Source organism: Paraburkholderia sp. J11-2 (assembly GCF_905220185.1).
Classification (GTDB): domain Bacteria; phylum Pseudomonadota; class Gammaproteobacteria; order Burkholderiales; family Burkholderiaceae; genus Paraburkholderia.
Map to the genome: position 1 here is coordinate 33,404 of NZ_CAJMYY010000017.1, position 25,437 is coordinate 58,840.

General features: G+C 65.0%; 22 protein-coding genes. 13 read left to right on the forward strand and 9 right to left on the reverse strand.

Going from position 1 to position 25,437, the window contains the following annotated elements; genetic code table 11:
* Nucleotides 1-24 precede the first annotated feature (24 nt).
* From U5A57_RS23455 to U5A57_RS23465, 3 genes are all read right to left on the reverse strand, one after another.
* Nucleotides 25-1,287 carry an ABC transporter substrate-binding protein gene (locus U5A57_RS23455; protein ID WP_321914024.1) on the reverse strand — a complete coding sequence of 421 codons (1,263 nt, stop codon included), beginning with the start codon at nt 1,285-1,287 and terminating at the stop codon, nt 25-27.
* A gap of 101 nt (nt 1,288-1,388) precedes the next feature.
* Nucleotides 1,389-3,395, reverse strand: coding sequence for a beta-galactosidase (locus tag U5A57_RS23460; protein WP_321914025.1), 2,007 nt, complete (start codon nt 3,393-3,395; stop codon nt 1,389-1,391).
* A 23-nt stretch (nt 3,396-3,418) separates the two neighbouring features.
* On the reverse strand, nt 3,419-4,591 hold the full coding sequence (locus U5A57_RS23465) for a sn-glycerol-3-phosphate ABC transporter ATP-binding protein UgpC (RefSeq protein WP_321914026.1): 1,173 nt from the start codon (nt 4,589-4,591) through the stop codon (nt 3,419-3,421).
* Nucleotides 4,592-4,780: 189 nt separating this feature from the next.
* On the opposite strand from U5A57_RS23465, the gene U5A57_RS23470 reads away from it, so the two are divergent.
* Together U5A57_RS23470 and U5A57_RS23475 are read left to right on the forward strand one after the other, a co-directional pair.
* Nucleotides 4,781-5,812 (forward strand): LacI family DNA-binding transcriptional regulator, encoded by a 1,032-nt coding sequence (locus U5A57_RS23470; RefSeq protein WP_321914027.1) that lies wholly within the window; start codon nt 4,781-4,783, stop codon nt 5,810-5,812.
* A 150-nt stretch (nt 5,813-5,962) separates the two neighbouring features.
* Nucleotides 5,963-7,735 carry a methyl-accepting chemotaxis protein gene (locus U5A57_RS23475; RefSeq protein WP_321914028.1) on the forward strand — a complete coding sequence of 591 codons (1,773 nt, stop codon included), beginning with the start codon at nt 5,963-5,965 and terminating at the stop codon, nt 7,733-7,735.
* Between the two features lie 18 nt (nt 7,736-7,753).
* On the opposite strand, the gene U5A57_RS23480 is transcribed toward U5A57_RS23475, so the two are convergent.
* Nucleotides 7,754-8,737 (reverse strand): response regulator, encoded by a 984-nt coding sequence (locus U5A57_RS23480; RefSeq protein ID WP_321914029.1) that lies wholly within the window; start codon nt 8,735-8,737, stop codon nt 7,754-7,756.
* A 298-nt stretch (nt 8,738-9,035) separates the two neighbouring features.
* Between U5A57_RS23480 and U5A57_RS23485 the strand changes: the two genes are divergently transcribed.
* Complete coding sequence (locus tag U5A57_RS23485; RefSeq protein ID WP_069265858.1) at nt 9,036-9,533, forward strand: acyl-CoA thioesterase; 498 nt, start codon at nt 9,036-9,038, stop codon at nt 9,531-9,533.
* Between the two features lie 35 nt (nt 9,534-9,568).
* On the opposite strand, the gene U5A57_RS23490 is transcribed toward U5A57_RS23485, so the two are convergent.
* Nucleotides 9,569-11,056: an ATP-binding protein gene (locus U5A57_RS23490; RefSeq protein WP_321914030.1), complete on the reverse strand. Its 1,488-nt coding sequence runs from the start codon at nt 11,054-11,056 to the stop codon at nt 9,569-9,571.
* Between the two features lie 345 nt (nt 11,057-11,401).
* On the opposite strand from U5A57_RS23490, the gene U5A57_RS23495 reads away from it, so the two are divergent.
* The 3 genes from U5A57_RS23495 (at nt 11,402) to U5A57_RS23505 (ending at nt 15,721) form a co-directional block, all read left to right on the forward strand.
* Nucleotides 11,402-12,043, forward strand: a complete 642-nt coding sequence (locus tag U5A57_RS23495; protein WP_321914031.1) for an HD domain-containing protein — start codon at nt 11,402-11,404, stop codon at nt 12,041-12,043.
* A 200-nt stretch (nt 12,044-12,243) separates the two neighbouring features.
* On the forward strand, nt 12,244-13,965 hold the full coding sequence (locus U5A57_RS23500) for a diguanylate cyclase (protein ID WP_321914032.1): 1,722 nt from the start codon (nt 12,244-12,246) through the stop codon (nt 13,963-13,965).
* A 181-nt stretch (nt 13,966-14,146) separates the two neighbouring features.
* Complete coding sequence (locus tag U5A57_RS23505; protein ID WP_321914033.1) at nt 14,147-15,721, forward strand: EAL domain-containing protein; 1,575 nt, start codon at nt 14,147-14,149, stop codon at nt 15,719-15,721.
* Between the two features lie 13 nt (nt 15,722-15,734).
* On the opposite strand, the gene U5A57_RS23510 is transcribed toward U5A57_RS23505, so the two are convergent.
* Both U5A57_RS23510 and U5A57_RS23515 read right to left on the reverse strand, forming a co-directional pair.
* The gene (locus U5A57_RS23510; RefSeq protein ID WP_321914034.1) at nt 15,735-16,373 is read right to left on the reverse strand and encodes a GNAT family N-acetyltransferase; all 639 of its coding nucleotides are present in this window, start codon (nt 16,371-16,373) and stop codon (nt 15,735-15,737) included.
* A 111-nt stretch (nt 16,374-16,484) separates the two neighbouring features.
* On the reverse strand, nt 16,485-17,138 hold the full coding sequence (locus U5A57_RS23515) for a GntR family transcriptional regulator (protein WP_321914035.1): 654 nt from the start codon (nt 17,136-17,138) through the stop codon (nt 16,485-16,487).
* A gap of 119 nt (nt 17,139-17,257) precedes the next feature.
* Between U5A57_RS23515 and U5A57_RS23520 the strand changes: the two genes are divergently transcribed.
* From U5A57_RS23520 to U5A57_RS23545, 6 genes are all read left to right on the forward strand, one after another.
* Nucleotides 17,258-17,731, forward strand: coding sequence for an OsmC family protein (locus tag U5A57_RS23520; protein ID WP_321914036.1), 474 nt, complete (start codon nt 17,258-17,260; stop codon nt 17,729-17,731).
* Between the two features lie 265 nt (nt 17,732-17,996).
* On the forward strand, nt 17,997-18,443 hold the full coding sequence (locus U5A57_RS23525) for an Ohr family peroxiredoxin (protein WP_321914037.1): 447 nt from the start codon (nt 17,997-17,999) through the stop codon (nt 18,441-18,443).
* Nucleotides 18,444-18,505: 62 nt separating this feature from the next.
* Nucleotides 18,506-18,775, forward strand: a complete 270-nt coding sequence (locus tag U5A57_RS23530) for a hypothetical protein (protein ID WP_321914038.1) — start codon at nt 18,506-18,508, stop codon at nt 18,773-18,775.
* Nucleotides 18,776-18,914: 139 nt separating this feature from the next.
* Nucleotides 18,915-19,382 (forward strand): MarR family transcriptional regulator, encoded by a 468-nt coding sequence (locus U5A57_RS23535; protein WP_321914039.1) that lies wholly within the window; start codon nt 18,915-18,917, stop codon nt 19,380-19,382.
* A gap of 146 nt (nt 19,383-19,528) precedes the next feature.
* On the forward strand, nt 19,529-20,863 hold the full coding sequence (locus tag U5A57_RS23540; protein WP_321914040.1) for an epoxide hydrolase: 1,335 nt from the start codon (nt 19,529-19,531) through the stop codon (nt 20,861-20,863).
* 325 nt (nt 20,864-21,188) lie between these two features.
* Nucleotides 21,189-22,424 carry a sensor histidine kinase gene (locus U5A57_RS23545; protein ID WP_321914041.1) on the forward strand — a complete coding sequence of 412 codons (1,236 nt, stop codon included), beginning with the start codon at nt 21,189-21,191 and terminating at the stop codon, nt 22,422-22,424.
* A 16-nt stretch (nt 22,425-22,440) separates the two neighbouring features.
* Here U5A57_RS23545 and U5A57_RS23550 read toward each other — a convergent pair whose 3' ends face one another.
* Both U5A57_RS23550 and U5A57_RS23555 read right to left on the reverse strand, forming a co-directional pair.
* A complete protein-coding gene (locus U5A57_RS23550; protein ID WP_321914042.1) occupies nt 22,441-23,559 on the reverse strand; it encodes a succinylglutamate desuccinylase/aspartoacylase family protein in 1,119 nt (372 codons plus the stop codon).
* Between the two features lie 47 nt (nt 23,560-23,606).
* Entirely contained in the window at nt 23,607-24,377 is a 771-nt protein-coding gene (locus tag U5A57_RS23555; protein WP_321914043.1) for a transporter substrate-binding domain-containing protein, read from the reverse strand.
* Nucleotides 24,378-24,511: 134 nt separating this feature from the next.
* Here U5A57_RS23555 and U5A57_RS23560 point away from each other — a divergent pair, with 134 nt between their 5' ends.
* Entirely contained in the window at nt 24,512-25,435 is a 924-nt protein-coding gene (locus U5A57_RS23560; RefSeq protein ID WP_321914156.1) for a LysR family transcriptional regulator, read from the forward strand.
* The last annotated feature ends 2 nt before the right edge of the window (nt 25,436-25,437 follow it).

Consider the following 25,437-nt stretch of genomic DNA (forward strand, 5'->3'; position numbering starts at 1 on the left):
ACCGCCCGCCCCACTTCGAACTCCTTACTTCTTGTAGATCCGCTGACGCGTCTGCTCCAGCTGCGCAAGAATCGAGTCCAGCTTCGTCGGATCGGACACGAACTGCTGCATGCCCTTCATGCCTTCGTCGGCCATTTCCTTCGTCATGTCGCGATCATAAAACTGCGCAATGCCGCCCTTCGTGTTCGAAAGAATCTGGAAGCCGATCTTCGAAATCGGGTCTTCCGGCTCCGGCGACTTGCTGTTGGCCGAAAGCGAGCCCAGGCCCTTCGCGAGTTGCGCGCCCACTTCCGGCGTCTCCGCAAACGCGAGGAACGCACGCGCATCGGCCTTGTTCTTCGCCTTGCCCGGGATATGCAGCGATTCGACCGGGCCATCTTCGGCGGTCGGCACGTTCGGGTCGATGATCGGGAACTGGAAGTAACCCATCTGCTGCTTGACCGTCGGGCTGAAGCCGCCCGTGATGAAGGTGCCCATGAGCATCATCGCGGCCTTGCCCTGGAACAGGAACGGCTGCGCCGCATCCAGATCGTACGAGAGCGAATTGGCGATGAAATCGCCGTCGTCGAGCAGTTGCTTCCACGTGACGTAGACCTTCTTCACGCGCGGGTCGGTGTACGGGACTTCGCCCGCCATGAGCTTCTGGTGGAACGCGTTGCCGTTCAGGCGCAGGTCCAGATAATCGAACCAGCCGGCCAGCGTCCACGCGTCGCGACCAGCCACCGCGATCGGCGTGATGCCGGCGGCTTTGAGCTTCTTGCAGGCGTCGAGGAATTCATTCCACGTCTTCGGCTCGCTCTTGATGCCCACCTTGTCGAACAGGTCCTTGCGATAGAACATGCCCCACGAGTAATACACGGTGGGCGCGGCGTACTGCTTGCCCTGGTAGGACGAGGCCTCCTTCGTCGAGGCGTACATGCTGTCCCAGTTGTTCTTCTTCCAGTCGTCCGAAAGGTCCGCGAACAGGCCGCGCTTCGCGTAGTAGGCCATGCGCTCACCGTCGTGCCAGTTCACGATGTCGGGCGGCGCGGTCGTGAGCCAGTTCGGCAACTGCACCTTGTAGGCTTCCTCGTCGACGAACGACACCTTCACGTCGGTGCCGGGATGCGTTTTCTTGAACTCGTCGATCACCTGCTCCCACACGGCGCGCTGGCTTGCGCCCTTGTAGGCAATATTCATTTCGAGCGTGCCGGCCTGCGCTGCGCTTGCGAACGTGCCTGCAAGCGCGCCCGCCGCCAGCGTCGCCGCAACGAGCAGGGTGCGTGGTCTGAAGGTCTTGCCGATCATGCGTGTCTCCTTGGTTATACGTCGTTGTCGATGCTGCATCGGAAGGAACTGCGCAATGCGTCTGTTTCTCGTCCCGGCTTCTCGTCCCGGCTTCTCGTGCATTACGAACGGTAGGCGCTCACGCCCTGCGGTTCTATCGTACGCGAGCCGATTACGATTGCCTCGTCGGGAATATCCGCAGAAAGCGTGTGCGTGCCCGGCCCATAGTTGAATACCCAGGTGAAGCCGCCGCGCCGGCTCACGCGTATTGCGTCGCCGAGCGGCTGCGGCATAAGTCCCGCTTCGCGCGCCACACGCGCAAAGAGCGCCTGCGTGCTCGCCTCGTCGAACAGGCTGGCCAGGTAGTGGACCGCGCCGCTCTTCACATAGGCGGGATGGCCGTCGCTGAACGTCGCGCGCACTTCCGGCACGGCCCATTCGCTTTCGCCGGCGACGCTCACCACCGCACCGAGTTCGATCAGATCGCGCCAGTGGCGCGCGTGGCCTTCGTGCGCGTCGTCCATGTCGAAGCGCACCGGCTCGCTGATATTGGGCCGCAACGACTCCACGCGCCACACGCGCAGCGGCAGCAACGCCGCGAGCGGCCCCGGCGGCAGGTTGGCGGGAATCTGCAAGTCGACGGTTTTCGAGCCCGTACGCGGCCCGATCACCACTTGCGCGCCCGAACTGACGAGGCGCTGCGCGAAGTCGTCGGGGACAATGGGCAGCGGCGGCACGACCACGAGACGGTAACCGTCGAGCGGCGCGTGCACCGAAACGATATCCACATCGAAGCCGAGCGCGCGCAGCGCCGAGTAGTACTCCACAGCAAAGCGCGGATAGTGGAAGTCGGCGCCCTGCGGATGAATCTCGAAGAGCCACTTCGCCTCGTAGTCGAGCACGAGCGCAACGGGCGTCTTCACGTCGAAGTCGCGGCCGCCCTTTGCCGCCGCGAGCACGGCCTCGATTTCCTCGGCCACGCGTGCCGCCTCCGCACTGCCAAGGTCGGGGCGGTTGTCGGGCGTATTCAGGCCCGCGTGCATCTGCTCCTGCGCGAACGGCGCCTGGCGCCAGCGGAAATACGACACGCAGCCCGCGCCATGCGCGAAGGCTTCCCAGCTCCAGAGGCGCACCATGCCAGGCAGCGGCGCGGGGTTCCAGTGCGCCCAGTTCACGGGGCCGGGCTGCTGCTCCATGACCCAGAACGGCAGCTTCGACATGCCGCGATACACGTCGTGATTGAACGAGGCGAAGTCCGGGTGCCCCGTGCGCAGATAGCGCGCCTTGACCTCGGGCGCGAACCACTGCTGATCGAGCGCGCCGAGCGGATAGCTGTCCCACGTCGCGACGTCGAGATCGGCGGCGACCTTGTAGTGATCGAACTCCATGAAGAGCTGCATGAAGTTGTGCGCGATGGGCCGCCCCGGCGAATGCGCGCGCAGGATATCCACCTGCATGCGGTTGTAGCGCCGCACTTCATCGGAAGCGAAGCGCTGGTAGTCGAGCCGGTGCGACGGATGCGCCTCGGTCACGGTGCCAACGGGCGCGTCGATTTCGTCGAAGCTGCGGTACTCCATGCTCCAGAACACCGTGCCCCAGGCGGTATTGAGCGCGTCGATACTGCCGTAGCGCGCCTTGAGCCATTCGCGAAAGCGTTGCACCGCCGCGGGCGAATAGCTGACCACCGTTTGATGGCAACCGTACTCGTTATCGGTCTGCCAGTACGCGACGGCCGGATGCTGGCCATAACGTGCCGCAACCGCCTCGCAGATGCGGCGCGAAGCCTCGTAATACACCGGCGACGAAAAATCGTAATGCCGCCGCGAGCCGAATCCGCGCACGCGGCCATCGGCGCCCACGGGGAGAATCTCGGGATGCCGGTCGATCAGCCACTTCGGCGGTGTGGCCGTGGGCGTGCACATCACCACTTGCAGGCCGGCGGCGCCGAGCGTGTCGATGGCGCGATCGAGCCAGCCCCAGTCGAACTCGCCGGGCGTGGGCTCGATGCGGCTCCACGCGAACTCGGCGATCCGCACCTGCGCGATGCCGAGCGCCTTCATGCGCGCGGCGTCGTCTTTCCACATGGCCTCCGGCCAGTGCTCGGGGTAGTAGCAAACTCCAAGACGCATGCCTGTGTCCTCGTTTGTTGTTTTCATGCGGGTTGATCGGCGGTGGCGAGCGGCGCAACGGCGAAACCGTCTTCCGCAAACAGATGACAGGCGTTGGCGCTCGCACGGAACTGCGCGGCGTCGCCGCTAGCTAGCCGTGCGTCGCCGGGCGCCTTGGCGACGAGCACCGCCCCGCCCGGCTGATCGAGGTGCACGTAGCTGTGCTCGCCCAGTTCCTCGACCAGCGTGATGGCACGTGTGATCGTCAAGGCATCCTGATCATTGCCCGACGTGCGTGGCACAACCCCTTGCCCCACCAGTTCGAGATGCTCGGGCCGCACGCCGAAGGTGACAGGCGCGCCCACAGCAAGCCGCGCGCCCTGCACCGGCAGCCGCAGCGTTTCGCCGCTTCCGTCGAGCGCGATGCTCACGCCGTTGGCCTCGATGGCCGTCACGCGCGCCGGCAGAAAATTCATGCGCGGCGAGCCGATGAAGCCCGCCACGAAGCGGCTCGCGGGCCGATGATAAAGCTCGAGCGGCGCGCCGACCTGGGCGATGCTGCCGTATCGTTCGGTATCCTTACCACTGTGCAGAAGAACGATCTTGTCGGCGAGCGTCATCGCCTCGATCTGATCGTGCGTCACGTACACCACGCTCGCCTGCTCGAACTGCCGATGCAGGCGTGCAATCTCGATACGCGTCTGGCCGCGCAACGTTGCGTCGAGATTGGAAAGCGGCTCGTCGAACAGGAACACGCCGGGCTCGCGAACGATCGCGCGGCCAATCGCCACGCGCTGCCGCTGGCCGCCCGAAAGCGCCTTGGGGTGGCGCTCGAGCAGCGCTTCGAGTTGAAGAATGCGCGCAGCTTCGCGCACCTTGCGATCGATCTCGGCCTTCGGCGTTTTCGCGAGCTTCAGGCCGAACGCCATGTTCTCGTACACAGTCATGTGCGGGAACAGCGCGTAGCTCTGGAACACCATGGCCACGCCGCGCTGCGCGGCGGGCACGTCGTTCACGAGCTTGCCGCCGATCGAAATATCGCCGTCGGTCACGTCTTCCAGGCCCGCGATCATGCGCAGCAGCGTGGACTTGCCGCAGCCCGATGGGCCGAGAAATACACAGAACTCGTTCCTGCCGATCTCCAGATCGACGTTGCGAATCACCGGCGCATTCTCGCCGTATGCCTTCTGAACGCCGCGCAACGAAATGCTCGCCATCGTCCCGTCTCCATGTTCTAATCGGCACGACACGGAGATTAAGCGCTTAATCAGCAGGCCATAAAAAAGCGATCGCGTGTGCGATCTGGCTGCCTTGTCTCCGGTAATCGTTTTGATTGTCGGGCCAATGTTGCAGTGCCCGTCACAATCATGCAAATGTTGAATCGCCTTCCCATATTTTGAGATCGCATGCCGACCCTCAACGAAGTCGCGCGCCGCGCCGGTGTGACGCCCGCCACCGTCTCGAACGTCTTGCGCGAGCGCGGCCGCGTGGGCGAAGCCACGCGCCAGCGTGTGCTCGAAGCAGTCGAGGCGCTCGGCTATCGCCCGCATTTGTCGGCGCGCGCGCTCGCCGAAGGGCGGCCGCCGACCATCGCGCTCATGGTGTCGAGCATCGCGAACCCGTTCTACCCGGAGTTCGCGCTCGCCGTGGAAAATGCGCTGCGGCGCAGTGGGCGCTTTCTCATCATCTGCAATACGGACGGCGACCCGCAAACGGGCCGCGCCTACCTCGAACAGATCGCGGGCACGCTCTCGGCGGGCGTGCTCGTGATGAACGCCAATCTCGACTTCTCCGACCTGCGCGCCACCGTGCGGCGCGGCGCGCCGGTCGTGCTGTGCATGTGGGAGCGCCCGCTCGACCCGCCTGGCCTGCCGTGCGTGGCCGTGGATTTCCGCCGCGCGGGGGAGCTTGCCGCACAGCATTTGCTGACGCTTGGGCATCGGCGCATTGGCGCGATCGTCGGCAGCAAGGTTTCCGGCATTCACGCGGCGCGCTATGACGGCTTCGTCGCGGCCATGCAGGCGGCCGGGCTCGACGGCGCGGGCGCGCCCGTGCGTTATGCGCCGGACACGACGCAAGGCGGCTACGCGGCCACGAGCGAATTGCTGGCGCGGCACCCCGACCTCACCGCAATCTTCGCGACCAACGACCTGCCCGCGCTCGGCGCGATGCAGGCCGCCGCCGATCTCGGCCTTCACGTGCCGCGCGAGCTTTCGGTGGTCGGGATCACCGATATTCAGCTTGCGCGCGAATCGCGGCCCGCGCTCACGACCGTTGCGGTCGCAACGATCGAGGCGGCGGAACTGGCCGTCGAGTTGCTGACGGAGCTGGTCGAAGCGCCCGATTCGGCTGCGGGCGCGGCTGCACGCGTGTGCGTGGTCTCGTCGCCGCGGCTGGTCGTGCGGGCGTCCACGGCTGCGCCGCGAGCGAAAGCTTGACGAAAGAATCAACACACGCAAACCGCATCCAGCGCAAAGAACCAATAAGCAAATTTAAGGTTCCGTTCCAACCATCCGTTAAACACGATGGCGCTGCACCTGTGCATCGCTACGAAAAAAACAATCGAAGATGGCTGGAGAATAACGAACGTGAAGCGAATAACGTTGAATCAGAAAGCCTGGAGCATCGTCGGGCTGCTTTGGATCTCGCTCGTCGTGATGGTGGTGGCCAACGCCTTTATGACGCGCTCGGGCATGGTGACGGACCGCAAGAACCTGGTGGAGCAGGAAACGCAAACCGCACTGGGCGCGGTCTCGTACTACCAGAAAGAAGCGGACGCCGGCCACATGAGCGCCGACGACGCGAAGCGTCTCGCCATCGCCACGCTGCGCGGCATGCGCTACGGCGACGACAAGAGCGGCTACTTCGGCATTTACGACAGCAACGCCATGGCGCTGCTCGTGCCGCCGAAGCCTGAAATGGAAGGCAAGAGCCAGGCGGACCTGACGGACCCGCGCGGCACGCATGTGGCGCTCGAGATCGTCAAAAGCTCGTCCGCGGGCGGCGACGGCTACAGCAGCTACTGGTGGCCGAAGCCGGGCAAGAGCGCGCCGGTCGAAAAAATCAGCTATTCCGTCCTCGTGCCGGGCTGGGACTGGCACCTCTTCACCGGCATCTATACCGACGATATCGACGACGCCTTCCGCAGCGCGCTGATCAGCAATCTCCTGCTCGTGACGGTGATCGGCGCAGCCGTGACGCTCGGCCTCATGTGGCTCATCCGCACGATCCGGCAAAGCCTTGGCGGCGAGCCGGAATATGCCTCGCAGATCTGCCAGCGCATTGCCGAAGGCGATCTCACGGCGCATGTGAACCTCGCGCCCGGCGACCAGCACAGCCTGCTCCACTCGATGCAGCAGATGCAGCGCCAGCTGGTCGAAACCGTGCACCGCATCCAGACTTCGGCTGAGTCGATCACGACGGGCGCCAAGGAAATCGCGGCAGGCAACCTGGACCTTTCCTCGCGCACCGAGGAACAAGCCGCCTCGCTCGAAGAAACGGCCGCCAGCATCGAAGAACTCACGACCACGGTCAAGCACAACACCGACAACGCGCGCCAGGGCAATACGCTCGCCGTGAACGCATCGGAAGTCGCCGCGCGCGGCGGCGAAGTCGTGCGCCGCGTGGTCGAAACGATGAACGAGATTTCGAGCAGCTCGCAGCGCGTGGAGCAGATCATCGGCGTGATCGACGGCATTGCCTTCCAGACCAATATCCTCGCGCTCAACGCGGCCGTGGAAGCGGCGCGCGCCGGCGACCAGGGCCGTGGCTTCGCCGTCGTGGCGGGCGAGGTGCGCAGCCTCGCGCAGCGCAGCGCGACAGCCGCCAAGGAGATCAAGGACCTGATCGGGCAGTCGGTCACGCAAGTATCGGAAGGCACCAGGCTCGTTGACGAAGCGGGTAAGACGATCGACGAGGTGGTGATTTCGGCACGCCGCGTGGCTGACCTGATGGGCGAAATCGCAGCGGCTTCCGAGGAGCAGCACACCGGCATCGAGCAGGTGAACCGCGCCGTCGCGCAGATGGACGAAGTGACGCAGCAGAATGCGGCGCTCGTGGAAGAAGCATCGGCCGCGGCGCAGTCGATGGCGGCGCAGTCCAATGGGTTGCGCGAGGTCGTGACAGTGTTCCGGGTCGGGGCGCAGGCTGAGCCGGCGCTTGCTTCAACGGTTAGAGCGCCTGCTCAAAGCGCGCGTGCCGTGCGCCCGGCAGCACCGCTCAAGCGCCCTGCCCCTGCCCGTGCTGCGAAGGCAGTGGAAACCACGCCGGCACCCAAGACCACGAACGCAGCGGCAAAGGCGGCAACGGCCAGCCCCGCGACCACCGCGTCCAACGAAACCGCAGACTGGGAAACGTTCTAAGGGCGGCCTGGAACGGCATCACGCAAGGCTCGCGCCCTCACCCGGCGCGCCTTGCTGCGCCCGCCACGCAGCAAACGTAATCAGCCCGGGCACAAGGCCCGGGTCGTCGATCCGCGTCCAGCTCGTATATGTGTCGTCGAGTCCCGGCACCGGCTGCGGCGTCGCGAACTCCACGCGGGACATGCCGGGCCGGTACGCCTCGTTCGGCCAGAAGACCGGCATGATACGGCGCGCCGCCATTTCCTCGCGCAGCGCTGCGGGGCCGCCTTCGTCGGCCACGACATCGCATTGCGCCGCCCAGTCGTGGCTATCCCACGCGAGAAACACACCGGCGTTGCCCGCAGCGTCGAACGTCAGCACGGCATTCTGCTCGGGCCGCCAGTAGTACTCGACAATCCGCTCGCGCAGCGCGACTTCGTGCAGCACATCGGCAATACGCCGGTTCGCGTAGATCGCGCCTACGCCATGCACGCCGATATGGCCGCGCCGTGCGCAGAACTTGCGCTTGGCATCGTCGATCGCGCCGCGCAACTTGCGGGTCATGGCCGGGTCGGACTTCTTCACGTAGAAGTCGATCAACCCCGCGTTGAACGCCTCCACCGCATGCGATTCGTCGGCCGTGGCCGTGAGCAGGATGCGCGTGCACGCCACGTCCTTCGCGGCGGCGAGAAACTCAACGCCGGTCATCTCCGGCATTTCGTAGTCCACGACGAGCGCGGCGATATCGCCAAAGCGCGCCGCGTCGGCCATCACGTCCTCGCCCAGCGCGTTGCCGCCCCGCTTCTCGAACTCCGACCATGCAGCGCCCGCAGCGGGATTGCGCGCGCTCTGCCGCGCTTCATGCGAGGCGACGAAGGCCAGCGCTTGTGCGGCGCTCGTGAAGTAGCGGTCCGTGCCCGCGCCCGGAAAGAGGCCGCGCAACGCGTAGAGAAAGTCGGGACTGTCGTCGAGAAACACGACGGAAACGGGATGAAAGACCGGCTGTCTGACGATGGAACTCATGCTGGATCTCGGTTAAGCACACTGCGCCTCATGCGGTGCGCCCGATACCCGGAGCTGCACCGCGAGGAAAACATATCGATTATGCGGCGTGTCGCCTGGACACAGCAACCCGAAGCCGCAACGGTGCGTTCAGCGCAGGCATGCGCAAACGTTATCGCAGCCAGCGAGCATGAAGCGGTTCGCGTATGTGGGGAGCACGGTTCTGGATGAAGAGGAACACGAAGAGAATGGTGCATGCCTCCTTCTCAGCGGAGGCACGCGCGGCTGCCGCCTGCAGTCCCTATCTGGAGTTACTCTGATGTACGCACGCGAATCCATTCCCGCCGTCCTGTCCCGTGGCACCGCCGGATTCTCCGACGAAATCATGGAAGCTACGCCGACCAAAACGTTTCATCACGTCATCGATATTTACCTGAAGGACTCGAACGCGTTCATGAACACGTATTTCGCCCGCTATTTCGAATGGCAGGGCATTTGCCGCGAACGCTGGTTTCACGAGTGCATTCACAACAATCTGCTCGCCTCGGGCGGTGTGTTCGTCACCAAGCGCGCCCACCAGGAATACGTGCAGGAAACCTTTCCGTTCCAGCGCGTGGATTGCTACCTCAACACCTTCCAGGTGCGTCAGTGCTCCGCGTATCTCGTGTTCCGCTTTTGCGTGGACGGGCGGCCCGTTTCGCTCGGCTATCAGCAGATTCTCTTCGCCGGCACCGACAAGCGCATTCGCCGCTTTCCGCCCGGCATCATCGAGCGCGTGAAGGAATACGAGCTGGTCCTGCCTTCGGGTTCGAACTAAGCGCGCATTGAGCACGTTCAACCCGGCTACATGAACTAGCCTGCGAAATCCTGCCCCGCCGGAAAACGGCGGGGTTTCGCCGGTGCGTCGTGCAGCGCGCGGTCAGCGCTCGTGCCGGGCTCCGGCAGGCGGATCGTGAAGGTCGTGTGGACGTGCGGCTCGGACTCGCACGCAATCGTGCCGCCCAGCGCTTCGGCCACGCGGCGGCAGAACGTGAGGCCCATGCCGGCGCCGCGTCCGTGCGCCTTGGTCGAATAAAACGGATCGAACACGCGCGGCAGAATATCGGCGGGAATACCGCAGCCGTTGTCGGTAAAGCGCAGCACGCAAAAGCCCGCTTCGCTCGTCGCGCTGATCTCCACGCGGCCCACGTAGTCGCTGATCTTGTCGCTTCGTTCGGCGATTTCCGCGTGAATCGCAAAGAGCGCGTTCTTGAGCAGATTGAACAGCACGAACACGACCAGCGAATCCGAGCCCGAGAAACTCAGCTGGGCGTCGATAGGCGCCACCTCCACCATATCGCGCTCGCCGGTGCGAAACGGAAAGCGCTCGAGCGCGGCGTTCACGCATGAGCGCACGGGGTAGGTCTCGAAGCTGCGCCGGTCGAGCCGGTCGAGCGTGAACGAAGCGAGCGACATTTCGACCACCGTGCTCGTGCTGTCCACCTGGCGGCGTATCGACGTGGCAAGCGAGGAAAGGCGCTCCGACTGCCCCGGATAGAGTCCGTCCACGCACAACTGGTGCTGCACGGCCAACTGGTAGCCACGCATGAGCTCGGGCAGCACGTTGCCGATTTCCTCGGCATGCATGCCGATGGCCGCGAGCGGCGTGGCAACCTCGTGCGCCACCGTGGCCGCGATGAGGTACGGGCGCATCAGGCCGAACCGCACGATCGTGACCGCGAGTATGCCAAGGCTGATCGCGATGAACACCGCGCCCACGGGATAGAACGCGAGCCCGTAATTCACGGCGTAGTCGGTGGCGGCAAGCGCGTACAGGCCGAGGCTCACGAAGCACAGGTCGAGCAGCTTGCGGCGGTCGTGCGCCTGGGTCTGGCGGCGAGCGGCATACAGCAGCCATGCGCTGCGGCACGCGAGCAGCACTGTCTGCGCCACATGCACGGGATGCAGCATGCCCGCCTTCGGATACTTGCCGAAGAAGAACGTGCCGTAGCCGTCCACGACGGCATCGCTCAACAGCAACAGCGCCGCGAGCAGCACACTGAGCAGGTAGGACGCGATGAGGAGCGGGCGTTCGCCGCGCCGGGCGCTCACTTCGGTCACGAAGTGATAGAACGTGGTGGGCAGAAAGAGGATGAAGAAGTAACCGGCCTTGACGAGCACGGCCGACAGATCGGGGTCGGACGTCTGGAACAGAAACGCCCAGGTGCCCTGCCAGAAGAACGTGGTCGCGCACATCAAGGCGAACGGCACCGAGAGGCGCGTGAAGCCCTCAGTCAGGAGCACGTAGACGCCGAATCCGAGAAATAATGCGGACACGAACGCTGGCAGGATCGAATACATAGTCTGTCGCGTGGGTTCTTGTTCTTACCAGCCTGGTTGGCGCGGCGCGTTGCCTTCAGCGTCCCCGTGCGCCCAATGTGCGATTCGCGGGCCGCATCTCGCAGCCCATACGCCGCCCATGCATGGCGCATGAAATGCGCGCCGATCGAATCGATTTTGCCGATTATCGCCGCTAATCCCGGGTTGCGGCGAAATTTTCCGGTTGACGGCAGTGCCGCTATGCGCCGTGAATCCCCGATGGCCCAAAATCGGTCGAATTGGCAGAAAACAACGGTATCCGTCGATTGAGGACAACCCTGGCGCCGCCCAGAATAGAGGTCATCACCCACCCGACGGAGCACCCCGATGACCCCGACCCTCGCCGATGTCGCGATTCCCGACAGCAAACTCACCCGCGAAATTACCGAACTCGTGCGCGATACCGAATCGCCGCTGCTTTTCCATCATTCGAGCCGTGTCTATTACTTTGGCGCGCTGGCCGGCCGGCGGCTCGGCCTGAAGTTCGATCGCGAACTGCTCTACGCGGGCGCCATGTTTCATGACATGGGCCTCACGCATGCGCACAGCAGCGACCATGAACGCTTCGAAGTGGACGGCGCGAACGCCGCGCGCGACTTCCTGCGCGGCCACGGCATCTCGCAGCACGACATCGACCTCGTGTGGACCGCCATCGCGCTGCATACGACGCCGGGCATTCCCGAGCACATGCATCCGGTAATCGCGCTCGTCACGGCGGGCGTCGAAATGGACGTGCTCGGCATTGCCTACGACCGCTTCAGCGACATCGAGCGCGAGGCCGTGGTTCACGCACACCCGCGCAGCGAGCACTTCAAGGAAGACATCATTCAGACGTTCTATGACGGCATCAAGCACAAGCCCGCCACCACCTTCGGCAACGTGAAGGCCGACGTGCTCGCAGACAAGGACCCGCATTTCCACGCCGGCAACTTCTGCAGCGTGATCCGTCATTCCGCCTGGCGCGGTTGAGTGCCGCCCTGGGCGCTCCGAGCCCTGTGAGGCGGCGTTCGGCGCGGTTCTCACGCGCGATGCTATGCTCATCGCGATGCCCGGAACCGCGCCGCCGGGCCACGCCGCACCGCGATGCGCGCGCGTCCATTCGCTGTCCCGGGGGCTTCATGCAGCACACGCCTGGCCGCACGCGGCCGCACGGTTTTTCCAGCATGGTCATGAAACGCCCGCACCTCGTGGTGACGGTGTGCTTTCTCGCCGCCATGGCGCTGGTGAGCGGCGTGGGCCTGCGCCAGCTCTACCAGATGACGCGCAACGACTTGCATAGTCGCCAGCGTGACCTGGAGGTGCGGGCCGTGGGCGTGGACGCGCTGATCTCCGCAGAGCGCCGGCGCCTGCTGTTCCTGCGCGACTACGCGGAACACGTGCTCGCCTCGCCGAGCCAGCAGCGCGCAGGTCTCCTCGATCCGGCCGTGCAGGCCGCGCTGCGCAACAGCGACAAGCTCGCATGGCAAGTCCCCGGCGCGATGGACGGGCCGCTCGTTTTCGGCACCAACGCACAAGGACTCACGGGAATCGAGGGCTTTCACCGCGACACGGCCACGCTGCCCGCCGACATCGTCCTCGCGCGCTCGATCAGCCCGCTGCTTGCGATCAGCCAGCACGCCGACGCGGTGCAAAGCACGGTCGCGTACATCTCGGCCAACGGCCTGTATGTGCTCTCGCCCGAGCGCCCGGACGCGCCCGCGCCCGAATTGTTGCGGCGCTTCAGCACGATGCCCTACTACCGCCTGCATCTGTCCGGCCGGAATCCGGGAAACGGCATCGTCTGGACTCCGATCTATACGGAAACAAAACGAAGCGAGGCGATTTCCACGCTCAGCGCGCCTGTCTACGCCAACGGACGCTTTCGCGGCGCCGTGGTGATGGACGTCGCGCCCTCGCGCCTGCTCGCGCTCCAGCTCGCCTCCACCAACCTGACGGAGGACGAGGAGCCTGCCGAATTCGGCCTCCTGAACAAGAACGGCGACCTCGTCTATTTCGTCGATGGCAAGATCACGGCACAGCATCCCGCAAGCTTCGATCCGTATCTCATCGACATGGCGCGCGCACAGGCGGCGGACTGGATGCAACGAGGCCAGGGCTACGCTCAGCGAGGCGGGCGCTACCTGCTCTTCCAGCACGTGGGGGACACGCACTGGATCCTGCTCGCGAGCACGGACGACTCCGCGCTCACGCTCGCGGCGGCGCACCGCGTGTTCAGCAGCCCGCTGATCGTCGCGTGGCTGGCGATCGCCGTGCTGCTCGTCGGCACGCTGTTCATCGTCAAGAACATATTCGGCCAGTACGTCGAGGCAAGTTCGCGGCTCGAAACGCTCGCGCGCAGCGACCCGCTCACCGGGCTCGCGAACCGGCGGCGCTTCCAGGAGGTCTTCGACGAGACGCTGGAGCGCGCCGCCCGCGAAGGCGGCAGCGACGCGGCCACGCCCGCCGTGGCCATGCTGATGCTCGATATCGACTACTTCAAGCGCGTGAACGACCGCTTCGGCCATGCGGCGGGCGACCGCGTGCTCGTGATATTCGCAGACATCCTGCGCAAGAACCTGCGCAGCGCGGAAATGCCCGCGCGCGTGGGCGGCGAGGAGTTCGCGGCGCTGCTGCCCGGCGCCGATCTCGCCACGGCGGCGGCCGTAGCCGAGCGCATCCGCCGCGCGGTCGAAGCGCACGCGGCCAGCGCGCCGGGCGACGCCGCAAATCAGGACGCCGATGCGATCGCATTCACCGTTTCGATCGGCGTGGCGGCCAGTCCCGCCGATTGCCTCGCCCACTACGAAGCGCTCATGTCGGTGGCCGACCGGCGGCTTTACGCCGCGAAGGAAGGCGGGCGCAATCGCGTCGTTGCAGAGGATTCCCGATCGATCGATCCGGCGCGAGCCTGACGATTGCGCAGGCCACGTTCATGCGCCATGCATGAGCGGGAGAGCCGGCCGCCCTGCGAGTGTGCTCCCGCACCGCACAGCAGCGCGTCGCCGCCATCGGAAAGACGCTACCATCGGCAACGGCGAACGTCGAAGGCCGCGCGTCGCCCTCGTTCGCGACGCCGGAGCCCGACCGTCCATCATGAGCAGCCGACTCACCGCCCTGACGACGTTTTGTGTCGTGGCGTTCGCCGTCCTGGCAACGCTCATGGCCGCGGTGTACGCGTCGGACGCCGTCGACGAACGCCAGAAGCGCGACCAGGTCGATGTCTTTTCGAGCCGCGCGCTGCTGCGCGCCGAACTCGTGACGGCCGAAGCCGAATCTGCGCTGCACCAGCTCATGCCATACGGCGACGATCCCTGCACGAGCGACCACCTGCAGCGGCTGCGTCATGTCGAGGAACAGTTTCGGTACATTCGCGAAGTCGTCTGGACCGATGGCGCGCGGCTGCGCTGCAGCTCGCAACGCGGCGACGTCGATACCGCGTTGCCGCCACCCGAATGGACCTACGCCGACGGCTTCACCGCCTGGCATAGCGAAGTCGGCAAGCGCGACAACGAGCGGCGCATGCTCAACTTGCGTCTCGGCAATCACGTCGTGGTGATCGATCCGCGCTTTTACCTCGACATCGTGCCGCTCGACGACGCCATCCAGCTGGCCGTGCTCGAAACGCAGGACGGCGGCATCATTACAAGCTGGGCACACGTCGACGATGCGATTGTTCGCGCAGCACTCAAGCGCACCAGCAACAGCCAGTATTTCGAGGGCCGCTATTACGTCGTGGAGCGCTCGAGCCGCTTTCCCATTGCCGTGGTCGCGTACGAGCCCGAGAACCGCATGCGCCGCGACCTGCCCGCGCAACTCCAGACGCTGTTGCCGCCGGCGCTCGTCCTGAGCGTATTCGGCACGTGGCTCGTCATGCGCTGGCGCCGCAAGCTGCGCACGCCGCGCAGCGCGATACTGGAGGGCATTCGGCGGCGCCAGTTCGTCGCGTGGCTGCAGCCGCTCGTCTCGCTGGAAAGCGGGCGCTGCGTCGGCGCCGAAGCACTCGTGCGCTGGAAGCTCGAAGACGGCTCCGTCGTCGCGCCGGACACGTTCATTCCCATGGCGGAATCGCTCGGTCTCGTCGAGCCCATTACCGACCAGGTCGTGCGCTCCGTGTTCGAGAGCGTGGGCGCCGTGCTGGCCCGGCGCCGCGATCTGCACGTCTCGCTGAACCTCGCCGGCAAGGATCTCGCCGGCACGCGCGTGCTCGAAACCCTCAAGCCCGTTCTCGGAAAATATGCGGTGCGCCCCGAGCAGATCTGGTTCGAAGCGATCGAGCGCACGCTCATCGACACAGCCGGCTCCGCGCCCGTTATCGAGGCGTTTCGCGCGGCGGGCCACCGCATCTTCATCGACGACTTCGGCACGGGATATTCGAGTCTCTCGTATCTGCAGGAACTGCCGGTGGATGGCATCAAGATCGACCGCTCGTTCATCCGCTCGTTCGCGAGCGGCGAGGAAATGAACAAGATCGTGCCGCACGTGATCGACATGGCCCGCAGCCTCGACCTGCTGATGGTCGCCGAGGGTGTGGAAACCGAAGCGCAAGCGCAATACTTGCGCGAGCACGGTGTGCAGTACGCGCAGGGCTGGCTCTATGCGAAAGCCATGCCCGCCGACGAATTCCTGCGCTATCTGGAACGCGAAGCGGCGCGCACGCACAAGGCGTGAGGGTGGCGCACGCTCAGACGAGCGGGCCCGGCGACGTGCAGTGCCGCAACGCGCCGGGCAGGTGTGCAAACTCCACGCTGCAACGCGCAGCCGCGGCTTTGCTGAGTACGGCGCTGTCGTAGCCACGGCCGGCAAAGCGCACGACATCGACGAGACTGAAGCCTTGCGCGCGATAGAACGCGATGAGGTGGGCGGCGGGAAACGGCGTGTCGAGCGCGAGCTGCGTGTAGCCGCGCGCAGCCGCCCAACGCCCCGCGAAATCGAGCAGCGCACGGCCAATGCCGCGGCTTTGCCATTTAGGCTCGATACCGAACTGATGCACCGAAGCCACGCTGCGCTGGCGATAATGTTCGCACTGCGAATGGCTATCGTGACCTTCCACCGTGAGCGTGCCGATGATCCTGCCATTGCAGAGCGCAACGAAGCAGTCTCCCGCCAGCGCGCGTTCACGCGTGAGGCTCGCCGCCTGGTCGGCGCAGGCGCAATGCAATCCGAGCGATGCGAGCCGCGAGAACGCGCGATGCAGCAAACGCGTAAGCGCTTCCCACGAGTCGTGGCGCGGATCGAAGCGCCTCAGCACGAGCCGGCCAAGGCCGGGCAGCACGGAGGTGACCGGCTCATCCGGGCGCTGGGTTGCACGCGAGATCGACATGGCGTCTCCTGTCGTTTCGATGCAGCCAGTCTAGGGATTGCCCGGAAGGGTCACAAGAAAAAATGTCGTAAAAACCGGTGCAATGCGCGTGAACGCCGCGGTGTATGCGCCCTAGCCTTGTGCCGCCATGCGCTCCACAACGGCGAGCACGATGCGCTTCGCCGAATCGATATGCGCCACGGTCAAGGCGCGCGCGCTGCGCGCGTTGCGGGCGAGGCACGCTTCGAGAATCGCCTCGTGTTCGTGCTGAAAGGAGGGGGTATCGGCAAGCAGCGTATTCTGCAGCCGCTCGTAGCGTTCCACTTGCGCGCGCAGTTCGCGAATAGCCGCCAGTTGGCGAGCGTTGCCGCATGCGCCATAGAGCAGCTCGTGAAACTCGCGGTTGAGATCGCCCTGCTTTTGCGTGGCGGCCGCCTCGCCCAGCAGCCGGTGCACGAGTTCCGCGCGTGCGAGCGTTTCGTCGTCGATGCGCTTGACGCTGTGAAAGATCGCGTCGCCTTCGAGCAGCACGCGCAAGCCGTAGATCTCCTCCACGTCGTGCGCCGTGAGCATGCGCACGACCGCGCCGCGATTGCGGAAAATCTCGACGAGCCCCTCGCGCGCGAGCCGCTGGATGGCTTCGCGCAGCGGAATGCGGCTCACCTCGAAACGCTCCGCGAGGTCGCGCTCAACGAGGCGCTCGCCACCGCCCAGCTCGCCGCTGACGATCAGATCGCGCAACCCGGACGCAACCGCGTCCGCTGTAGAGTCGAATCGTGTTTCCATGTGTGTCTGGCCGGTTCCTGGCTGGTTTTTCATTTGGGCGATTTCGGCATAATGGTATACCAAAATGCCGAAAGCGTTCATAATGACGTACCCTTTTCGATGCAACACGGAGAGTCAGCATGGCGCATGGCGAACACACCTACCGCGTTTCGGTGCAATGGACAGGCAATCGCGGCACGGGCACCTCGGGTTATCGCGACTACGACCGCGATCACGTGATCCGCGCGAGCGGCAAGCCGGACATTCCGGGCTCGTCGGATCCGGCCTTTCGCGGCGACGCCGCGCGCTGGAATCCCGAGGACCTGCTCGTGGCTTCGGCCTCGGCGTGCCATAAGCTCTGGTATCTGCATCTGTGCGCGGAGGCGGGCATCGCGGTGCTCGCCTACGAAGACACGGCCGAAGGCACGATGGCCGATACGCCGCAGCGCGGCGCGTTCACGAAGATCGTGTTGCGCCCGCGCGTGACGATCCGCGCGAGCGACAACCGCAGCCTCGCCGAACGGTTGCATCATGCGGCGCACGAGCAGTGCTATATCGCCAATTCAGTGAACTTCCCCATTCTCTGCGAGCCCGCCATCGAACTGGCCGCGTAGGCGCCCGCATTCTTCTGAGGCGGCTCGGGCAGCCGCGCCGCCTCCCTGACGCGCCGCCCCAAAAGGGCTCGATCGAGAACGATCACTCAAACGATCGATAACGTCTCAGCGCACGATTCTCTCCCGAAGCAACCCCATATAAATCGTATGCGATTTAATCTTATGCGCTTGACAAAGCGAAATCCCTCGTCCATTATGCATCGCATGCGATTCGATCTTATGCGACGCATAGCACTAAATCCCTGATTTCATTGAGGAACGCATCATGGCAACGATCGACAAAGTCCTGTTCTCGGGCAACACCCACACCACCGTCAACCACGACCCTGCGGCGCAACGCGGCGAATTCGGCGTGGTCGACCTCGAGCTCACGTCTTCAAGCGGCGAAACGCTCGACATCGTCGGCACCGAACCGCACCCGCGCGCCGAACAGCTGTTCGCAGGCGCGTGGTCTGCCTGCTATATCTCCGCGCTCGGCATCGCGGCTTCGCTGAAGAAAGTCACGTTGCCGCCCAACGCGGCGGTGGACATCCAGGTCGATATCGGCCAGACCGGCGCCGCCTGGTTCCTCGGCGCGCACTTCACTGTCACGCTGCCGGGCGTCGAACAGAACGTGGCGGAGGCCATCGCGCGCAGCGCCCATCAAATCTGCCCGTACTCGAAGGCCGTGCACGGCAACATCGACGTGAGCCTGAAGGTTGTGACCGCGTGAGCGGCAAACGCAATGACCGCGTTCACCGAAACCCACTGAACTTCACTTAGCGAGACATCATCATGAAAACCCGACTCATCGCCACGCTCCTCATTGCCCTCTCGGCTAGCGCAGCCGCCCCCGCATTCGCCAGCGGCTATGGCCCGGCCCCGGCCTATCGCCCCGAAGTCGGCGCACCGGCTTCGCAACGCGGCCAAAGCGTGCAAACGCTCGCCGCGGAGCGCACCGAAGGCGGCAGCGCAGCCACCGCGTTCGGCGGCATGGCCGATGTCGGCACGGACGCGGGCAGCCGCGTCTCAATGGAGCGAAACAGCCTCTTCGCCCACCATTGATCGCGCCACCGCGTGGTGGCTGTTTCGCCGCGCATCGCAGTGGCGGTGTACGGCGAAACCGGTGTCGGCCTACGATATAATCGCAAGCGATTTATTCAAGTTTGCGAGCCATTGAGGCCTTCGTCTGAAGAGGATGACCATGAAATCGACGGATCACCCGGCGCCGGGCGCCAAGCCCGCGCCGCTCGCAGACTATCTTTGCTTCGCCGTGTACTCGACCAATCTGGCCTTCGGCAAGGCGTACAAGCCGATCCTGGACGAACTCGGGCTGACCTATCCGCAGTACATCGCGATCATCGCGCTCTGGGAGCAGGACAACCAGACGGTGAGCGGCCTGGGCGAGAAGCTCTTTCTCGAATCCAACACCCTCACGCCGATGCTGAAAAAGCTCGAAGCGATGGGGTATGTGGAACGGCGGCGCGATCCGGAGGATGAGCGCCAGGTGCGTGTGAGCCTGACCGCCAGCGGCCGCAAGCTGCGCGAAAAGAGCCTGAAGATCGCGGATCTCACCGAAGCCACCGGACTGGGTCCCGACGACTTCATGAAGCTACAGAAGGCGATCGTGAACCTGCGCGCCAATCTGATTCGTTCGCTCGACACCGAATAGCCATTGCACCGGCGCGCGCAGTTTTTTGCAGCCCGGCTTCTAGCGTAAATAGTTAGGAATACGACGCATACCTTGTTTGCCGAGGTGCGTGCGCACGCCTGATGTTTCCTGCCCACCACGGTACAACATCTCTATCAGGAATTGGCATGTCAAACGATCTTCATCCCGCACCTCTTTCGCGCCGGCGCTTCATCGGCGCCGCAGCAACGCTGGCCGCAGGTGTCGCAATGAGCCGGCTCGCCTTCGCAGAATCGAAGCCCTCCGCGAGCGGCATCACGCAGATTGCTGCCGGCGATCCGTCTTCCATTCGTTCGCTTCGCGTGCACGTGCCGGAAGCGGCGCTGACCGATCTGCGCCGCCGGATCGTCGCGACGCAATGGCCGGAGCGCGAAACAGTGGACGACGCATCGCAAGGCGTGCAGCTCGCAACCATGCAAAGGCTCGCCAATTACTGGGCCACCGACTACACCTGGCGCAAGGTGGAAGCGAAGCTCAACTCACTGCCGCAATACGTCACGGAAATCGACGGGCTCGACATTCACTTCATCCATGTGCGCTCGAAGCATGAGAACGCGCTGCCGATCATCGTCACACACGGCTGGCCCGGCTCGATCATCGAGCAGTTGAAGATCGTCGAGCCGTTCACCAATCCGACCGATCATGGCGGAAGTCCGTCCGACGCGTTCCATGTCGTCATTCCTTCGCTTCCCGGCTACGGCTTTTCGGGCAAGCCGACGAAGACCGGCTGGGACCCCCAGCGTATCGCTCGCGCCTGGGCCGTGCTGATGAACCGGCTCGGCTACACGCGCTACGCGGCGCAAGGGGGCGACTGGGGCAACGCTGTGACGGAACAGCTGGCGCTGCTCAAGCCTGCGGGACTCGTGGGCATTCACACCAACATGCCCGCAACCGTGCCCGACGCTATCGCCAGATCGCTCAAAGACGGCACGCCGCCTCCCACCGGACTTTCGCCGGAGGAACAGCACGCATACGACCAGCTCGATTACTTTTACAAGCACGGTCTGGGCTACGCGCTCGAAATGGCGAACCGCCCGCAATCGCTCTATGGCATCCAGGATTCGCCAGTGGGCCTCGCTGCGTGGATGCTCGACCACGACGCGAGCGGACAGGCGCTGATCGCACGCGTATTCGCAGGCCAGCCCGAAGGCCTGACGAAAGATGACGTGCTCGACAACGTCACGCTCTACTGGCTGACGAAGACGGCGGTCTCCTCCGCGCGCCTGTACTGGGAAAACAAGCTCAACTTTTTCGAGCCCAAGCACGTGGAGCTGCCCGTTGGCGTGAGCGTATTCCCGGACGAAATCTACGCCGCGCCCAGGAGCTGGACGGAACGCGCCTACCCCAAGCTCATCCACTACAACCGACTCCCTAAGGGCGGCCATTTTGCGGCATGGGAACAGCCTGCTGCGTTCACGGAAGAAGTTCGCGCGACGTTCAGGACGCTGCGCCAGCCGGCCTGACGCAACAGGGCATGCGTGAGCTTTCGAGAGTCCGGCGATTTTATCAAGGACTCCGAATGCTCACGCCACCCCGCTGGCTGAAAGAACCCCGATCACCGCGCGTTCGAGCGCCTGCCACGGACGCCTCCCTTCCCAAATACTGTTCGGCGAGTCGCCACCAGCGCCGCTCAAAGGGAAAAACGGCGCATATTCCAGCGCTTTTCCACGAATCGAAGTTCTCGCGCTTCGAGGACAATACCCGTCATAGCCGGATTTGCGGCTATCTCAACCGTGCGCCCGCAGGCGCAAACCAAACTTCGATGTCAAAAAAAGAAAGGTGATTGTCTTGTTTGCCCGCATTTTCCTGCTATGGATTGCGTCGTTGATGCTGTTGCAAGCCGGTTTTCGATATCTCGATGCCGACTCGCCCTTGAATTTCGGCAAAACGGCATTCGATCCGGCCGCCGCGACGCACGCCTCACAGCAGCAGGAAGCCGAACTGCAACTGGAACTGGCCGCGCAAGGCGCGAGCGTGCGTGGGATCGCCCCGTTGGTGTCGATCAAACCGACCATTGTCGACCTAGGCGGCGAGGCGTCGCCGCATTTGCGCGATGCCATTTGGGCACCGCATGCGGGGGCGGCGCCGAACGGCTCGTATCTGCGCGAAGCCTGCTCGTCCGGCGTCACGCGCCTGAAAACAGTCGCCCGCTGGTTCGATGCGCGATTCGTGGCGCTCATGGCGGCGCTCTGCGTGGTTCTGCTCGCGCTGCGCGCCTGGTGGCTACGGACGGTACGCCATGATCTGCTCGTCATGATTGCGACGCTGCGCATCGCGACGAGCGGCACCGGGCCCGCCCCCACGCTCGTGGACTGCCCGCGCAAACTGCACGGCCTCGCCCGCGCGATCGGCGATCTGTTGTGCCGCCGCAGCGGCACGGTCGAAGACCAGTCGGCCACGTTCGCCGCCTTCCTGCGGCAGGTCGAATCGCGGGTTGCGCGGCTGCGCGCTTATGCCATGACCGTCACGCGCTGGAATCTGCGCGTGGCCCTCGTCGAGGACATCGATCTCTTTCAGGATCTCGCGCGCCAGTTCGTCGACACCGCCGGCCAGGGCGGCGCGAATCATGCGCCGGTGAACGTAGACGCGTATCTGAGGGACCGGTTCGTCTACGGCGCGAACGCGGACGCGAGCATCGTGCTTCGCCTCGACGCCGGCGAGGCGTTCTCGCTGCCGCGCTCCGCGCTCGTGCGGCTCGTTGACAATCTCGTCGGCAACGCGCAGGCGCACGGCGAGCCGCCCATCGAAATCTGCACGGCTCGCGGGCCGCGCTCCTGGACCTTGAGCGTGCGGGATCACGGCGAAGGCACCGGCGCGAACCTGCCCGAGGGCGGCACGCTGGCGCCGCCGATGCTCGCCTCGCGCGCGGCAAGCCTCGGGCTCGACTCGCACTGGGGCATGGGCCTGTCGATCGTGCGGCGCCTTGCGCGCCTGTGCAACGCGAAGCTCAAGATCGGCAATCACCCCGAGGGCGGACTCTGGGTGCGCGTGATCGTGCCGATGCACAAAACCCGTCAAGCCTGACGGGCATCCTCTCGCCTCAAGCCCCGAGCAGCACACCGCTGCGTATCGGGCGCGTGCCCGTCACGCGGCCAAGCGGCGCGCCGGCCGTGACAAAGCGAATCGCCCTTCGCATATAGAACACGCCTTCCGCGGTGCTCTTCACCGTCTGCGTCTCGCCTGTCATCGGGTCGACGATATCGAAGAGCGGGTCGTTCTCGCGGATCCAGTCGCCGATCTTCGCGCGGTGCACGAGAATGCCGCTGCGCGGCGCATAGAATTGCGCGCTGCCGGCGAGCGGCGTGGCCGGCATCAGCAGTTCCGGCAGCGGCTTCACGTCGCCGCCGACGAGCGCGCCGCGCCAGCGCAGGTAGTCGATCAGCGCATCGGCGTCCTGCTGCGCGCTTTCCCACGACACGTCGCGCTGGCCGCGGCACTCGACCGTCACCGCAGTGGGGCCGGCGGGCACGGGCTGCGTGGCCGGCATCTGTTGACGCAGTTGCCACCACAGCAGGCTATGCGCCTCGTCGAATGCCTGCGCGCCGGAGTCGGTCGCCAGCAGCTGCGCGCGCGAGCCGAGGTAGCGGGCGAGCGGCTCGACATCGGGCCAGCCGGCCTCGCTCGTGTACACGTGCATGACTGCTTCGAGCGAGCAATGCAGGTCGATGATGAGATCGGCGTCGTGCGAGAGCCTCAACAGCGCCAACTGCAGCGAGTCGAATTCCGTGAGCGGCGCCTGCGCGTCCAGCGCTTCGCGCATCAGCTGCCGGATCAGATCGCGGTTGCGCTCGACGTCCGCCCCGAGCGTCTCCTTCGCGCGTGCGAGCAGCTTGGGAAACGCGTGGAAATGGCGGTTGAAGTTCTTGCCGCTCGCAAGATCGAACCGGCCGATGAACTGGCCGAGCACGTGCTGATTCAAACCCACGGGATTGGCGAGCGGCACGAGCACCACTTGCGCGGCGAGTGCGCCTTGCGCCTCGAGTTCCGCCAGCTGCGCGCGCAACAACACTGCCGCCAGCATGGCGGGCGTTTCGTCGGCGTGAAGCGACGCCTGGATATAGATCTTCTGGTGCGCGTCGGCGGGGCCGAAATGGAAGCTGGTCAGTTCGCGGTGCGTGCCCGGCGTGGCGCTCAAAAGCGGAGTCGATTGCTGGTTCATGGATTTAATGCGGTTTCAAATAAGTGAGCGGCGAAGTGTGCGGCGGCTCAGTTGCCGTACGGATCGAAGTCGAAATAGCGGCGCGCGATCTGCGCGTACGTGCCGTCCTTCAGCATGCCCGCAATCGCGTCGTTCATCTGCGCGGCAAGCGCCGTTTCGTCCTTGCGCATGCCGATGCCCGTGCCGCGGTCGCCCATCGCAATCGGGCCGCCGGCAAACGCGAAGCCGTTGCCCTGCGGCGTGCGCAGGAAGCCGTAGTCGGCTTCGACATAGCCCAGCAACGCAGCGTCGAGCCTGCCGTTGACGAGGTCGGCAAATACCTCCTCCTGGCTCTTGTAGGTGACCACGTGCACGCCCGCCGGCGCCCAGTTCGCGAGCGCATACGTCTCGAACTGCGTGCCCGACTGCACGCCGACCGACTTGCCGGCCAGCGACTGCGCGGTAGCGCCAAACGGGGCGCCCTTGCGCGCGACGAGCCGCGACTTGAACTGGAATAGCTTCGACGTGAAGAGAATTTGCTGCTCGCGCTTCGCGGTGATCGCCATCGACGACATGACCGCGTCGATCTTGCGCGCCTGCAGCGCCGGGATCATGCCCGAGAACTCCAGTTCGACCCACTGGCAACGCGCGTGAATGCGGCGGCAAATCTCGTTGCCGAGATCGACGTCGAATCCTTTGAGCGAGCCGTCGGGCGCCTTGGCGTCCATGGGCGGATAGGTCGGATCAATGCCGAGGCGCACGGTGTCGCCCTCGCGCGCGAAGGCACCGCTGCTCAAGGCCAGTGCAAGGGAAAGCAAGATCGACGGGATTTTTTTCATGATGAACGCGTGATGAACGGCGGCGGAAAGTAGGGAGTCTCTTGCCCGCCCGATGGTAGGACGTCGCAGCGTTCGGGAAAAGCCCGGATTCATCTATCATGATCACATCTACCGATCACCGAAAATCGTCGCCCATGAGTCTCACGCTTTCCCAGTTGCGTGTTTTCGTCGCCGTCGCCCAGCGCGGCAGTGTGCGGGCGGCCTCGCGCGCGCTCGGCGTGGCGCAAAGCGGCGTGACGCAGCAACTGCAGAATCTCGAAGCCGAACTGGGCGGCGCCCTGCTCACGCGCACGAATCGCGGCGTGACACTCACGGTGCTCGGGCAGCGCCTGCTGGTGCGCGCGGCGTCGATTCTCGGCGAGTGCGAGCGCGCAAGCGAAGAGGCGCAGCAGTTGCGCGGCGACTACGCGGGCGAAGTGGCGTTCGGCCTCACGACCGACCCGCTCATGGACGCGCTCGTGCCCGTGCTCGGCCAGTACAGCACGCGGTTTCCGCGCGTGGCGCTGCGCCTGCGCACGGGCACCTCACGCATGATGATTTCGTGGATCCGCGAAGGCACGCTCGATTTCGCGCTCGCGCTCGTTTCGGACCAGACCGATACGACCGATCTTTCGGTGACGGAGCTTTACCCGTCGGACCCGGTGGTCGTTTGCCGCCGCGACCATCCGAAGGCGGGGGCGCGCTCACTGCGCGCGCTCACGCATTGCGACTGGCTCGCAACGCGCTCGCCCAATATCGCGGACGCCTTCGCTTCGAGCCGGCTCACGACGTTCTTCACCGACCACGGCTTGCCGCCGCCGCGCATCGTCGCGACGGTGGAAGGGCTTTTCGAAACGCTGCATTGGGTCAGCGAGACGGATTGCCTCGCGCTGGAGTCGTCGGTGGTCGCGAGGCGCGGGCCGTTTGCCGAACGGCTTGCACACATCAAGATCGCCGAGCGGCCGGCGGCGCAGCAGGTTTGTCTGCTGCAGCGCGCGGCCGTGCCGCTCACGCCTGCCGCGCAGGAACTCGCGACGATGCTGGCTTCGTATGCGCGGGCCGGCCGCGCGCCGCGTTGAGG